Consider the following 14,347-nt stretch of genomic DNA (forward strand, 5'->3'; position numbering starts at 1 on the left):
TCGGTTGGCCAAATTAGAGGATAACCAATAAATAGGAGCGAGCCCAAGCCATGCGTATGACAGCTCTAAGCAATAACCATCTGGAACCACTGCGCGATGCGCTTAGCTTGGCCGGCCTACCCGTGGACGACCTGACGTATCCTGGCCGACAGTTCTTCAGCTTCAGCCACCAAGGCGTTGAAGTGGCGTTTGCCGGCATAGAAGGAGAGGGGGCCGAGCGGTTGCTGCGCTCGCTGGTTGTGCTTGAGGGACTGCGAGGCAAGGGCACTGGTGCGGCGGTGCTGGCCGCTATTGAAGCGTTTGCAAAACGCGAGGGGGCAGACCGGCTTCACCTGCTGACCGAGAGCGCCGCCGCGTTTTTTACCGGCCAGGGCTATCAGCCGGGGGACCGCTCGCTGGCGCCCGCTTCGATCAGCGCAACGGCCCAGTTCAAGACCTTGTGCCCGGCTTCGGCGACGTACCTGAGCAAGCGCCTCGTCTAGCGCAGCAAATGCACCGCCAGCCCGGCCAGGCCGCACGCCAGCAAGACCTGGATCACCCCGCGCTTGTAGCGAAACAGCGCCACGGCCGCGGCAATTGCAATGATTGCCGATGGCCAGTCCAGGGCCCCTGCAAAACCGTTGGGCCAGAGCACGTGGTAACCGAAGAAGCACGCCAGGTTAAGGATCACTCCGACCACCGCTGCGGTAATCGCCGTCAGCGGCGCGGTGAATTTCAATGCGTTGTGGGTCGATTCCACCAGCGGGCCGCCGGCCAGGATGAACAGGAACGAGGGCAGGAAGGTGAACCAGGTCACCAGCGTGGCCGCGACGGCCCCGGCGAGAAAGGCCTGTTCGGGGCCGAACACCTGCATCACGTAGCCGCCGACGAAGCCGACGAAGGCCACGACCATGATCAGCGGCCCGGGGGTGGTTTCGCCCAGGGCCAGGCCGTCGATCATTTGTGTCGGGGTCAGCCAGCCGAAGTGTCCGACGGCGCCTTGGTAGACGTAGGGCAAAACCGCATAGGCGCCGCCGAAGGTCAACAATGCGGCCTTGGTAAAGAACCAGGCCATTTGCGTCAATGTGCCGTCCCAGCCAAACAACACGGTCAGCAGGCCCATTGGCACGACCCACAACAGCGCGCCGACGACGACCAGCCGGGCCAACCTGGTAGCGCTGAACCGGGCGTGGTCCGGGGTTGGCGTGTCGTCGTCGATCAAGGCGGGGCCGAAGGACTTGTGCTGGGTAGCGTGGCCGCCCAGGCTGAATTTATCCGGTGCCCAGCGACCGCCGAAATAACCAACGGCAGCCGCACCCAGTACGATCAACGGGAAGGGGAGATCAAAGGCAAAGATCGCCGTGAACGATGCCGCCGCGATCGCCCACAGCCAATTGTTCTTGAGCGCGCGGGAGCCGATCCGGTGGGCGGCATGCACCACGATGGCCGTCACGGCCGGCTTGATGCCATAGAAAATACCTGCCACCACCGGCACTTCACCGAAGGCGATGTACAACCACGACAACGCGATGAGAATGAACAGTGAAGGCAGTACGAACAACGCCCCGGCGACCACGCCACCCCAACTTCGGTGCATCAACCAGCCCAGGTAGGTCGCCAGTTGCTGGGCTTCGGGCCCCGGCAGCAACATGCAGTAATTGAGGGCATGCAGGAAGCGCCGTTCGGAAATCCAGCGCCGACGTTCCACCAGTTCCTGGTGCATGATCGAGATCTGCCCCGCAGGGCCGCCGAAACTGATGAAGCCCAGTTTGAGCCAGAACCAGAAAGCCTCCCGCAGGCTGACGGCGTCGGGTTGGGTCAGGGGCTGTTCGTCATTGGTTCGGGTCGATTTGCTCATGGGCAGCGGGGCACTTAAAAGTCGAAGGCGCCCATACGTTATGGGGCGTTACGCGATTTAGATAGCCCCCAGGAAGGTTTGCTTGTAGACACGGGTACTTCTTCATTCAGGAATGCGCATTTCAGTTAGCTGACGGGCGGTGTTTTGGATCCACTCAAGCCACCCATCGGCTCCGTTGCACAGGCAAATTGCCGCCTCACAAGCGGTAGGCTAAGCTCACGAATATTAAGGGTTATGGGCGAATTTGCTCATGCTTTTACCCTCTCCAGGAACTCGCTTGCCTATCTCCATTTACGACCCTTTCCATACCCCTGCCGGCGCCCTGAAACGCCTGCCGTTGCTCAAGGCCGCGGTGACGTTTATCGCGGCGGTGTGCCTGTGCCTGTGCGGTTTGCTTTTCCTGCAGTTGGAGCAGTCCCGTCGCCACGACCTGGAGTCGGCCCGCATCGCCTCGGCCACCCTTACCCGGGCCATGGCCCAGCAGGCCCAGGACACCTTCCTCCAGGCCGATCTGGTTTTGGCCAGCCTGGCGGACTGGATCCAGATCGATGGGTTCGGCCCTGCGGTATTGCCACGCTTGCAACAAACCCTCGCCCGCCGCGTGCAATCGCTCGAGCAGTTGCATGGGCTGTTCCTGTTCGACAAGCACGGTCAGTGGATCACCACCTCCTTCGACTACCTGCACAGGGGGGCAGGGGTGGCGGATCGAGAGTATTTCGCTTTCCATCAACAGAATGCTTCCCTGATCGCCCATATCGGCCCGGCGGTCCGCAGTCGGCAAAACGGCGACTGGATCATTCCGGTTTCCCGGCGCCTGAATGATAAAGACGGCAACTTCCAGGGCGTGTTGATGGCCGGCATCAAGATGTCCTACTTCGACCGGTTCTTTAAAAGCTTCAGCCTGGATGAGCAAGGCGAGATGGCCCTGGCTTTGTCTGACGGGACACTGTTGGCCCGTCGCCCCTTCGATGAGGCGCGGATCGGCCGCCCATTGGACGAGGAGCATATCTACAACCATGCCCTGACCGGCGGGATGTCTGGCGATGCGACCATCCGCTCAGCCATCGACGGCGTCATCCGGTTGTATGGGCACCAACATTTGCAGGCTTATCCGCTGGTGGTCACCGCCGCGATGTCCGAAGAATCGATTCTCGCGGGCTGGCATGACCGGGCTTTCCAATCCAGCCTCATCGTGGGCTTGGTGGTCCTGGGCATCTGCTTGTTCGGCTGGGTATTCGTGCGCCAGGTCCGCAACAGCGAAAAGATCGAAGCGGATTTGCGCAAGGCCCAGGAAGCCTTGGCACTGATTGCTACTCACGACAGCCTCACCGGGCTGGCGAACCGGCGGTTGTTCGAGCGGGCCCTGGATATCGAGTTCGGCCGGGGCGCCCGTCAGCGCAGCCCCTTGAGCCTGATCATGCTCGACATCGATTTTTTCAAGCACTACAACGACGCCTATGGGCACGTGGCCGGGGATCATTGCCTGGCGGAAGTCGCCAAGGTGCTCAAGAGTTGTTGCCATCGCAAGGCCGACCTGGCGGTAAGGTATGGCGGCGAAGAGTTTGCCGTGCTGTTGCCTGACACCAATCTTTCGGGGGCCATGGCGTTGGCCGAGCAAATCCGGCGCACTGTCATCGACAAGCACATCACCCATTCCGGCTCCCCGACCGGCTACCTCACGGTGAGCCTGGGCTGTTATGCCTTTGTGCCCAGCAGCCTGGACAGCATCGAAGTCTTCATCCAGCGCGCCGATGCGGCGCTTTACCAGGCCAAGCACAGCGGCCGCAACCGGGTGGCGGTGTTATCGACCGAAGGCGGGTTCGACAGCTTGGCGCGCTCGGATCGTTGAGATCGGTTGGAATCATCGGCAGCCTGCCACGGTCAACTATTCAGGCATCGCGCGGGCGGGTCTCCAGCAGCGTGTAGGCTCTTTCGCAAAACATCGTGGGCTCGCCAACGGATCGAGCAGTGGCTGCTAAGGTTACGAACGACTGGCCCCGGTCCTCATTTTTCCAGGCACCGAGGCCAGCGTTGACAGGATAGGAGCAGGTCAATGGATTCCACTGCCGATACCCCTTCAGGCACCGCACGTCACACCCCCATTACTCGTCGCCTGGTCGTGGCCGTCGCGGGACTGTTTGTCCTGGGCGTCCTGGTGGCGATCGCTGCGCTGTTCAACATCGCGCAAAAGCTGGACGCGGAGGACGTGCGCAAGACGCATTTCTATATCGAGCGCGCCCTCGAGAATCGCATCACCGCATCGAAAAACTACATTGCCAGTTATGCCTATTGGACCACGGCTTATGACCACCTCAACGGTGAAGTCAATGTGCAGTGGGCCTACGCCGAACAGAACATGGGCAAGACCCTGTTTACCAATGACGAATACGAAGGCGTGTTTGTCATCGATCGGCAACGCACCAAATATGCCGTGGTGCGTGGACGCAATGTCCAGGATGACGCCTCGGTTTATATGGACACGCCGCTGGCGGAGCTGGTGGACCAACTCCAGGCACAGCCCGACCTGACGATGTCGACGATCCGCTACACATTGTTCGAGGGTTGGCCGGCCGTCGTCACGGCGTCGGTGATCCTGCCCAACGACGAAAGGCCCCAGGTCGAGGCCAAAGGAACCTCGGTGTTGCTGTTCGTCGACCAACTGACCCCCGTCAAGCTGCGCAAGATGGGCAAGAGTTATGGCCTCACCGACTTGAATCTCAAGAAAGACACCGAGCTCGAGCCCGGCCAGCCGGCCGTGCCGCTGGACAGTACCGGCTACAGCCTGGTGTCCCGACTCGAGCGTCCGGGCCAGCAATTGCTCTGGTCCCTGGTGCCGCCATTGGGGGCCGCGCTGTTGATCCTGGCCCTGCTGACCGCTTACTTCTTTCGTTATGCGTTGCGCACGGCACGGCATGTGGACGCCAGTTACGACAGCCTGGAAAGGTCCGCGCACGCCCTTGAGGCCAGCGAGGAGCGCTTCCGGGCCGTGGCCGAGGCGGCTTCCGACTGGATCTGGGAAATCGACGGGCAGCAGCGCATCACGTACCTGTCGGCGCGTTTCAATACGGTTACCGGGTTTTCCGACCAGCAATGGCTGGGGCAGGACATCGAGCAACTGCTGTATTGCGACACCACGCCAATCGCCCTTTGGCTGGGCAAGCTGACGGAGGAGCAGAGCACCAGCAACTTGCGCTGCTCCTACCGCGATCATTCCGGGCAATTGCGTTTCTGTCGCGTGTCGGCACGCCCGATCTACACCAAGACCGAAGTGGTGGGCTATCGCGGTACGGCCAGTGACATCACCGATGAAGTGGCGGCCCATGCCCAGGTCCAGCATCTGTCGATGCACGATGCGCTGACCGGCTTGCCGAACCGCAACAAGCTGGCGCGGTACCTGGATGATGCGCTGGTGGCCAAGGAACATGCCGCCCCCCTGACGTTGTTGATGGTGGACTTGGACAACTTCAAACCGATCAACGATTCCCTTGGCCACCCGGCCGGCGACGCGGTGTTGCTGGAAGTGGCTCAGCGGCTGCGCGACAGCACCCGCGAGCAAGACCTGGTGGCGCGGCTGGGGGGCGACGAGTTCGTGGTGGTGCTCAACGGCATGGAGCACACCACGGAAATCGATCGATTCTGTGAGCGGTTGATCGACAGCTTGCAGCAACCGATTCTCTACGAAACCCATTCGCTGCACATCGGTGCCAGCATCGGTATCGCCGTCAGTCGCCGTCAGGGTTACGTGCCCGGTGAACTGATCCGCTGCGCCGACATTGCCTTGTACCAGGCCAAGTCCGAGGGCAAGAAAACCTGGTGCTATTTCGCCTCGCAAATGAACGATCAGATCCAGCACCGTCGCCAACTGGAAAGCGACCTGCGGCAGGCCGTGAAGAAAAATGAATTCGTCCTGCATTTCCAGCCGCGCTACACCGTCGATGGTCGGGAGATCGTGGCGGTCGAGGCATTGGTTCGCTGGCAGCATCCGACGCAAGGCTTGTTGGGCCCCGATGCCTTTATTCCGTTGGCCGAGCAAACCGACCTGATTGTCCCGCTGTCTCGTTGGGTGTTGCGTGAGGCCTGCGAAACCGCACTGACCTGGCCGGGGGAATTGATGGTGTCGGTCAACCTGTCGCCAGCGCAGTTCGAGCGCAGCGACGTGGTGGAGGATGTGCGACAGGTGTTGATCGAAACCCGTTTCCCGGCGAGTCGCCTGGAGCTCGAAATCACTGAAAACGTGATGCTCAACGACGTCGATGGCGCCCTGCAGGTCATGAATGCCCTGAAGGAACTGGGCGTGCGCTTGAACATGGATGACTTCGGTACTGGTTACTCGTCCTTGGGTTACCTGCGCACCTATCCATTCGACGGCATCAAGATCGACAAGCGTTTCATCGCCTCCATGAGCAACAGCAGCAACGACCGCGCCGTGGTGCAGGCGATCATCAACCTGGGCAAGGCCATGGGGCTGACGGTCACTGCCGAAGGCGTGGAAACCCTGGCCCAGCTCGGTTCATTGGGCTCGGACCAATGCCACGAGGTACAAGGCTATTTCCTCAGCCGACCGATCGATAAACAGGCCTTTGCACAGTTGCTGGAGAACGGTCGGGCCTTACCGAAAACCGGCTCTTGAAGACTCGTTGCAACCACCGCGACGGGTTGATGGTCACAGCCAGTAACGTGACATTTCGAGTACGGGTCCTATGAAAAACCTGCGGATCGCAACCTTCAACATCAATGGCATCCGGGCTCGGCTGCCCAACCTGCTGGAATGGCTGGAGCGGGAGAAACCCGACATTGCCTGTTTGCAGGAGCTCAAGGCGGCGGACAAGGATTTCCCGGCGGCGGAGCTGGAGTCGGTGGGGTATGGGGCGATCTGGCACGGGCAGGCGTCGTGGAACGGTGTCGCGATCCTGGCCCGCGGTGCGCAGCCATTGGAGAGCCGCCGAGGCTTGCCCGGCGGGGACGACGACAGTCACAGTCGCTATCTGGAGGCGGCGGTGCATGGCGTGCTGGTAGGGTGCCTTTACTTGCCCAACGGCAATCCGCAACCGGGTCCCAAGTTTGACTACAAGCTGGCCTGGTTTGAACGGCTGATCGACTATGCCCAAGGGTTGCAGGCCAGTGATCATCCCGTAGTGCTGGCCGGTGACTACAATGTGGTGCCCACCGACATGGACATCTACAACCCGCGCTCCTGGCTCAAGGATGCGCTGTTGCAGCCCGAAAGCCGGGAATGCTACCAGCGCTTGTTGGACCAGGGCTGGACCGATTCGCTGCGCCACCTGTATCCGGAGGAGCGGATCTACACCTTCTGGGATTATTTTCGCCAACACTGGCAAAAGAACTCGGGGCTGCGCATCGATCACCTGTTGCTCAACCCGGCCGCCAGCGCCTACCTGAGCGAGGCGGGCGTGGACGCCTGGGTCCGGAACCAGCCCCACCCCAGCGACCATGCACCCACCTGGATCCGGCTGGCTTCGCGTAAACGGCGCTGACCGGGGGCGATTGTTGTCTCTGTGAGGGGAATGCCTTATACCTGGCGCCCAATAGCAGTGCGCTTGTGAGCGCTGCGCCGACCCCGGAAAAGGACACCCTCATGAGTCATCCCCAACTGAGCGATACGGCTCGCTATCTGCGGCGCCTGGGTTTCGACGCACCACCGGCGCCGACCCTCGACACCTTGCGTCAGCTGCAATGGCGCCATACCGCTGAATTCCCCTTTGAAACCCTGTCGACGTTGCTGCGTCAGCCCGTGCCCATCGACCTTGAATCGGTCGAGCGCAAGGTTTTCGAAGAGGGGCGCGGTGGCTATTGCTATGAACTCAACCAGCTGTTCCTGGCGCTGTTGCAAGCACTGGGTTACGACGCTCACGGCATCACCGGGCGCGTGGTGATGAATGCGCCTGAGGGCGCCTGGACCGCCCGGACCCATCGGCTGAGCCTGGTGACGATCGAGGGTGTGCGCTACATCACCGACGTCGGCTTTGGCGGCATGGTGCCCACCGCGCCGCTGTTGCTCGATAGTCGTGAGACCCAGGTCACGCCCCATGAGCCGTACCGCATCGAGACCCACGCGGACGGTTACTTGTTGCGCGCCAACGTCGCCGACGAATGGCGACCGATGTACCTGTTCGACCTGCAGCGCCAGGAAGACATCGACTACACCGTCGGCAATTGGTACGTCTGCAATCACCCTGAGTCGCCGTTCATGGGCCGGTTGATGGTGGCCCGCACCGGCGACGGGTTGCGCAAGACCCTCAACGGCAACAGCTATGCCGTACACCGGATAGGGCAGGAGAGTGAACGGCGCGTGATCCTTGATGCCGATGAGTTGATCGATTTGCTGGAGCAGGAATTCAGCCTGCGCGTACCGCCGCGCGAGCTGTTGCGGCCCGCAGTGGTGGGGTTGCTGCAGTCATAAAAAGCGCTGGGTCGGGGCGCTGTTCCTGATGGGTATGCAACAAGTTGTATACAACTCTATGGACATTTGTCCTGAGTTTTGAATACAGTGTGCCCATAACAAAAAACAGGGAATCCCCGAACCATGAAAACGCCCCATGTTTCACTCCCACGGCCCGAGGACGAAAACCTCGGCGTCGGCGCGAATATGGCTTATGGCCTGCAACATGTGTTGACCATGTACGGTGGCATCGTCGCCGTGCCGTTGATCATCGGCCAGGCGGCCGGGCTTTCGCCGGCGGACATCGGTCTGTTGATTGCCGCGTCGTTGTTCGCGGGAGGCCTGGCCACCTTGCTGCAAACCCTCGGCCTGCCGTTTTTCGGCTGCCAACTGCCCTTGGTGCAGGGCGTATCGTTTTCGGGCGTCGCGACCATGGTGGCGATTGTCGGCAGTGGCGGGGAGGGGGGCTTTCAAGCCATCCTCGGCGCGGTGATCGCAGCGTCCCTGATTGGTTTGCTGATCACTCCGGTGTTTTCTCGCATCACCCGGTTCTTTCCGCCACTGGTCACGGGCATTGTGATTACCACCATCGGCTTGACCTTGATGCCGGTGGCGGCGCGTTGGGCGATGGGCGGCAACAGCCACGCCGCCGATTTCGGCAGCATGGCCAACATTGGCTTGGCCGCGGTGACCCTGGTGCTGGTACTGCTGCTGAGCAAGATGGGCAGCGCAACCATCTCGCGGTTGTCGATTCTGTTGGCGATGGTCATTGGTACGGTCATCGCGGTGTTCCTCGGCATGGCGGACTTTTCGTCGGTCAGCCAAGGCCCGATGTTCGGTTTCCCGACACCGTTCCATTTCGGCATGCCGACGTTCCATATCGCCGCGATCCTGTCGATGTGCATTGTGATCATGGTGACCTTGGTGGAAACCTCCGCCGACATCCTGGCGGTGGGCGAGATCATCGACACCAAGGTCGATTCGAGGCGCCTGGGCAATGGTCTGCGGGCCGACATGCTGTCGAGCATGATCGCGCCGATCTTCGGTTCCTTCACCCAGAGTGCCTTCGCCCAGAACGTCGGGCTGGTGGCCGTCACCGGGATCAAGAGCCGTTTCGTGGTGGCAACCGGCGGGGTATTCCTGGTAGTACTCGGCCTGCTGCCGTTCATGGGCCGTGTGATCGCCGCGGTGCCGACTTCGGTGCTGGGCGGTGCCGGCATCGTATTGTTTGGCACGGTGGCGGCCAGTGGCATTCGCACCCTGTCGAAAGTCGACTACCGCAACAACGTCAACCTGATCATCGTCGCCACTTCTATCGGCTTCGGCATGATTCCCATCGCCGCACCGAACTTCTACGATCATTTCCCGAGCTGGTTCGCGACCATCTTCCATTCGGGCATCAGTTCTTCGGCGATCATGGCGATCATGCTGAACCTGGCGTTCAACCACTTCACCACGGGCAATTCCGACCAGCAGTCAGTCTTCGCCGCCGGCACCGAGCGGGTGTTGCGCTATCAGGACTTGGCGGCGCTGCGCGAAGGCGATTATTTCAGCGACGGCAAGCTGCATGATTGTGACGGCAACGAGATTCCCGTGGTGGCAGAGCCTGTTCACGAACCGGCGGAACATGGGCCGACCCGACTGAAAAGCAGCGAGCACGTCTGACAAAGCCCTGTGGCGAGGGAGCAAGCTCCCTCCCCACATGGTTTATCCAGCGGACATGAAAAAGCCTGTGATCAATGATCACAGGCTTTTTTGTGTTACTCGGAGGCGGGTTACCAACGGCCGTAATGACCCCGGGGTGGGCCATAGTAGTAGCCCCGTGGTGGCCCGTAATACACCGGTGCCGGGCGATAGTAGATTGGCCGCTCTACATACACCGGCTGCGGTTGGTAATAGACCGGCGGTGGTGCCTGGTAGTAGACCGGTTGCGGTTGCACGTAGACCGGTTGCTGCACATACACCGGACGATCACGGTTGATGATGGCCGAGCCGACAATGGCCGAACCGACGATGGCACCAAACACGGCGGGCCCCTCCCAACCACCACGACCGTGGGCGGATGCCTGGCCGGTGACCGCGAGTGCCCCCATGAGCAGGGCGATGATGGGAAGTCTACGATTCATGGCTGTTCCTCGTTTCGGCCCCGGCGCCTGTGGTCTGCTACAGACCCGATGAGCATCGCGGGGATACTGCTATGACAGCGATTTTCTCAGGATTTGCGCCGCCGTTGGGTAAATATTGTGTAAGGTCTGTAGCGCTTTTTTTACCGCGCTGCGTCATCCAGCAGCCTGGATCTGGCCGGACCTGGCGGTATCATCATCCAATAGATCTTTCGGGGCGGCGTTCCGTTTGTCCGAAAGTGAATGCAAGGAGACACGCATGCAGATCAACCCCAACAAAGACACCCAGCTGTGCATGTCGCTCTCGGGGCGTCCCGGAAACTTTGGCCTGCGCTTTCATAACCATTTGTATGAGCAACTGGGCCTGAACTTCTATTACAAGGCGTTCAGCAGCCAGGACCTGCCTGGCGCGGTGGGCGGTATCCGTGCCTTGGGTATTCGTGGCTGCGGCGTGTCGATGCCGTTCAAGGAAGCCTGCATCGCCCTGGTGGACGAGTTGGACCCTTCCGCTGCCGCGATCCAGTCGATTAACACCATCGTCAATACCAACGGTCATCTGAAGGCCTACAACACCGACTACATTGCCATTGCCCAATTGTTGCAAAGCCACGCCGTGCCCAAGGACTCGACCTTTGCCCTGCGCGGCAGCGGCGGCATGGCCAAGGCGGTGGCCAGTGCCTTGCGCGATGGTGGCTACAGAAACGGGCTGATCGTCGCCCGCAATGAAGCCGCAGGGCGAGCCTTGGCCGAATCCCTGGGGTATGAATGGCAAGCTGAACTGGGTGCGCGACGGCCGCAGATGCTGATCAACGTCACGCCGATCGGCATGACCGGCGGCCCGGAAGCCGACCAGTTGGCGTTCGAGCCCGAGACCATCGCCGCCGCCGAGACCGTGTTCGACGTGGTGGCGATCCCATCGGAAACGCCCCTGATCGTGCGCGCCCGGGCCGAAGGCAAACGGGTCATCACCGGGTTGGAAGTCATTGCTATCCAGGCCCTGGAGCAATTCGTGCTGTACACCGGCGTGCGGCCCAACCTGGAGCAATTCGAAAAAGCCGTCGCTTTCGCCCGGTCCGCGTAGGCGCTGCTATTCCAGCCGCGCCAGGCGTTCTTCCAGTGCGGCGATCCGCGCTTCGAGCTCTTCGATGCGCTCCAGCGAGACACCGCCGCCCGCGCCACGCTCCACCGGATGCTGGCGGGCGGCGAGAATCGCTTCGATGTCCGCCGGATCGCCCATGGCGTGCACATAGCGGTCCTCGCGCTGGCCGGCCTGGCGTGGCACCAGCAGCGCCAGTCCCCGGGAGATCAGGCGTTCGAGCTGGTGCACCACTTGCTCGGCGTCTTCAAAATCGTGCATCCGTCCGCTGCGGGTCAGCAACTCATTGACCGTTTGCGGGCCACGCAGGAACAGCAAGCCCATCAGGACCACTTGGGCCGGCACCAGCTCCAGGGCTTTGTCGACCCGATGTTCCCAGCGGTCGGCGCGGCTGCCCATCACCAGTTTGGTAAAACCGCGACCTTCCAGCGCCCGCAGGCTCTGGCCGACCTGGCCGGGGTTGAGGTTCATCACCGGTTCGCGGCTGGTTTTCTGGTTGCAGGCCAGTACCAGGGCGTTGAGGGTCAGCGGGTAGGTCTCGGGGTTGGTGGCCTGTTTCTCGACCAGCGCGCCGAGGATGCGGATTTCCGTGCTATTGAGCCGTGGTTCTTCAGCCTGCTGTTGTTCTTCGATGCTCATCGCGCGTTCCCTATGCTGTGGAAGCCGCCTAGCCTAATCCTTGCGCAATAAAAGACAAGCCGTGCAACCAGCCGTGGCTATAATCGCTGCCGTTTGATTCATTCTTTCCTGCCACCTGCATGAGATTGCCATGACTATTTCCCTGTACGCCGCTTCCGTCCCGGTTTTCAAGCAGATGCTCAACGCGTTGAGCGACGTTCTGAACAAGGCCGAAGCCCACGCCACCGCGAAAAACATCGACCCGAACGCTTTCCTGCAAGCCCGCCTGTACCCGGACATGTTCCCGCTGGTGCGCCAGGTGCAGATCGCGGTGGATTTCGCCAAGGGTGTGTCCGCGCGCCTGGCCGAGATTGAAGTGCCGAAATATGACGACAGCGAGACCACGTTCGCCGAGCTGCAAGCCCTGATCGCCAAGGTATTGGCCTTTATCGATGGCATCGCCCCTGCGCAGATCGATGGCAAGGAAGGCATCGAAATCGTTACCCGTCCGGGGACGCCGAAGGAGAAACGCTTCAGTGGCCAGAACTACCTGCTGACCTACGGCCTGCCGCAGTTCTTCTTCCATGTCACCACCACCTACGCATTGCTGCGCCACAATGGCGTGGAAGTGGGCAAGCGTGACTACATGGGCGCGTTCTAACCCCGCCGGCATGAAAAAGCCCGGGACGGTTTGGGCCGTTCCCGGGCTTTTTTGTGGCTGCAGTCTAGGTGGTTAAGCATGCTAATTGGAGGTGAGCGATCTGGCGCTATCGCGAGCAGGCTCGCTCCCACAAGGTTTTGCGGCTGACACAGATCCACTGTGGGAGCGAGCCTGCTCGCGATGAGGGCAGCACCGACACCGCAAGATTCAGTTCCTTCCTGATTACGCCGTACGCGCCAGCTTCGCTTCCTCACCCAGGCACGCCGCCGCCGTGAACAGCACATCCGTCGACGAGTTCAACGCCGTTTCCGCCGAGTCCTGCAGGACACCGATGATGAAACCCACAGCGACCACTTGCATGGCGATCTCACTGGGAATGCCAAACAGGCTGCACGCCAGGGGAATCAGCAACAGCGAACCGCCGGCCACCCCGGACGCACCGCAGGCGCAAATGGCGGCGACAACGCTCAGCAGCACGGCTGTTGGCAGGTCAACTGCAATACCCAAGGTATGTACGGCGGCCAGGGTCAGTACGGTGATGGTGATGGCAGCGCCGGCCATGTTGATGGTCGCGCCCAGTGGGATCGACACCGAATAGGTGTCTTCGTGCAGGCCCAGGCGTTTGCTCAGTTCCAGGTTCACCGGGATATTCGCCGCCGAGCTGCGGGTGAAAAACGCTGTGATGCCACTCTCGCGCAGGCAGGTGAACACCAGCGGGTAAGGGTTGCGACGCAGCTTCCAGAGCACGATGAGTGGGTTGACCACCAACGCCACGAACAGCATGCAACCGATCAGCACAGTGAGCAGGTGCAGGTAGCCGAGCAGGGCGCCGAAGCCGGACGTGGCCAGGGTCGAGGCCACCAGCCCGAAGATCCCCAGCGGGGCGAAGCGGATCACCAGGCGCACGATCACGGTCACGCCGTTGGACAGGTCTTCGAGCACGGTGCGCGTGGTCTGGCCAGCATGGCGAATGGCGATGCCCATGCCGATGGCCCAGGCCAGGATACCGATGAAGTTACCGTCCATCAGTGCCCGGACCGGGTTATCCACCACGCTCAGCAACAGGCTTTGCAGCACTTCGCTGATGCCACCGGGCGCGGTGACTGCGACGTCTTGGGTCGATAGCACCAGGCTGGACGGAAACAGCGTACTGGCGACCACCGCGACCACCGCCGCGGCGAACGTGCCCAGCAGGTAGAGGAACAGGATGGGGCGGATATGGGTTTCCTGGCCGTGCTTGTGGTTGGCAATCGACGCCATGACCAGCACGAACACCAGGATCGGTGCCACGGCCTTGAGCGCGGACACGAAGACCTTGCCGATGAAGGCGGTGGACTTGGCCAGGTCGGGCGCCAGCCATGCCAGGACAATACCGGCGATCAGGCCAATGATGATTTGCGTCACCAGGCTGGTGCGTTTAAGGCGTTGCAAAGGGGTAACGGACGAAGCTGTCATAGCGGCATCTCTGATTTTATTGTGTTCAACGGTCGACAGATCAGGGCAACAAGCGGGCAGGCCACATGAGCGGACCGAGAGAAAGTACGGCGTTTGCAGGCCGCGGACTTTAGCACAGCCGGTGAAAAATCTGACGGACCTGTGACAGTCCGTCACC

The 14,347-nt window shown here is 61.3% G+C and carries 12 protein-coding genes; 8 read left to right on the forward strand and 4 right to left on the reverse strand.

The annotated features are described in order from the left end of the window. Positions 1 to 50 precede the first annotated feature (50 nt). Entirely contained in the window at positions 51 to 482 is a 432-nt protein-coding gene (gene arsN2 / locus ACIPQ1_RS00890) for an arsenic resistance N-acetyltransferase ArsN2 (protein ID WP_250965655.1), read from the forward strand. On the opposite strand, the gene chrA is transcribed toward arsN2, so the two are convergent. Further along, positions 479 to 1,837 (reverse strand): chromate efflux transporter, encoded by a 1,359-nt coding sequence (gene chrA, locus ACIPQ1_RS00895; protein WP_411387009.1) that lies wholly within the window; start codon positions 1,835 to 1,837, stop codon positions 479 to 481. The two genes, arsN2 and chrA, sit on opposite strands and share 4 nt — an antisense overlap. 277 nt (positions 1,838 to 2,114) lie before the next feature. On the opposite strand from chrA, the gene ACIPQ1_RS00900 reads away from it, so the two are divergent. The 5 genes from ACIPQ1_RS00900 to ACIPQ1_RS00920 all read left to right on the forward strand — a co-directional run bounded on the left by ACIPQ1_RS00900 (position 2,115) and on the right by ACIPQ1_RS00920 (position 9,902). Further along, positions 2,115 to 3,686, forward strand: a complete 1,572-nt coding sequence (locus ACIPQ1_RS00900; protein ID WP_411387010.1) for a sensor domain-containing diguanylate cyclase — start codon at positions 2,115 to 2,117, stop codon at positions 3,684 to 3,686. 204 nt (positions 3,687 to 3,890) lie between these two features. Next, positions 3,891 to 6,467 (forward strand): bifunctional diguanylate cyclase/phosphodiesterase, encoded by a 2,577-nt coding sequence (locus ACIPQ1_RS00905; protein WP_446533397.1) that lies wholly within the window; start codon positions 3,891 to 3,893, stop codon positions 6,465 to 6,467. A gap of 70 nt (positions 6,468 to 6,537) precedes the next feature. Beyond that, a complete protein-coding gene (gene xth / locus ACIPQ1_RS00910) occupies positions 6,538 to 7,332 on the forward strand; it encodes an exodeoxyribonuclease III (protein WP_446533398.1) in 795 nt (264 codons plus the stop codon). Positions 7,333 to 7,433: 101 nt separating this feature from the next. Next, positions 7,434 to 8,258, forward strand: coding sequence for an arylamine N-acetyltransferase family protein (locus ACIPQ1_RS00915; protein ID WP_250965650.1), 825 nt, complete (start codon positions 7,434 to 7,436; stop codon positions 8,256 to 8,258). A 123-nt stretch (positions 8,259 to 8,381) separates the two neighbouring features. Next, positions 8,382 to 9,902 (forward strand): nucleobase:cation symporter-2 family protein, encoded by a 1,521-nt coding sequence (locus ACIPQ1_RS00920; protein WP_411387013.1) that lies wholly within the window; start codon positions 8,382 to 8,384, stop codon positions 9,900 to 9,902. 110 nt (positions 9,903 to 10,012) lie between these two features. Here ACIPQ1_RS00920 and ACIPQ1_RS00925 read toward each other — a convergent pair whose 3' ends face one another. Further along, positions 10,013 to 10,363: a hypothetical protein gene (locus ACIPQ1_RS00925; protein ID WP_063322141.1), complete on the reverse strand. Its 351-nt coding sequence runs from the start codon at positions 10,361 to 10,363 to the stop codon at positions 10,013 to 10,015. Positions 10,364 to 10,619: 256 nt separating this feature from the next. On the opposite strand from ACIPQ1_RS00925, the gene ACIPQ1_RS00930 reads away from it, so the two are divergent. Beyond that, positions 10,620 to 11,441 (forward strand): shikimate 5-dehydrogenase, encoded by an 822-nt coding sequence (locus tag ACIPQ1_RS00930; protein WP_411387014.1) that lies wholly within the window; start codon positions 10,620 to 10,622, stop codon positions 11,439 to 11,441. A gap of 6 nt (positions 11,442 to 11,447) precedes the next feature. Here ACIPQ1_RS00930 and ACIPQ1_RS00935 read toward each other — a convergent pair whose 3' ends face one another. Beyond that, positions 11,448 to 12,095, reverse strand: a complete 648-nt coding sequence (locus tag ACIPQ1_RS00935) for a YceH family protein (protein WP_411387015.1) — start codon at positions 12,093 to 12,095, stop codon at positions 11,448 to 11,450. 130 nt (positions 12,096 to 12,225) lie between these two features. Here ACIPQ1_RS00935 and ACIPQ1_RS00940 point away from each other — a divergent pair, with 130 nt between their 5' ends. Continuing rightward, entirely contained in the window at positions 12,226 to 12,735 is a 510-nt protein-coding gene (locus ACIPQ1_RS00940) for a DUF1993 domain-containing protein (protein ID WP_186708319.1), read from the forward strand. Between the two features lie 222 nt (positions 12,736 to 12,957). Here ACIPQ1_RS00940 and sstT read toward each other — a convergent pair whose 3' ends face one another. Continuing rightward, positions 12,958 to 14,190 (reverse strand): serine/threonine transporter SstT, encoded by a 1,233-nt coding sequence (sstT, locus tag ACIPQ1_RS00945; protein ID WP_411387016.1) that lies wholly within the window; start codon positions 14,188 to 14,190, stop codon positions 12,958 to 12,960. Positions 14,191 to 14,347: the final 157 nt, after the last annotated feature.

The organism is Pseudomonas sp. LARHCG127 (assembly GCF_052871455.1).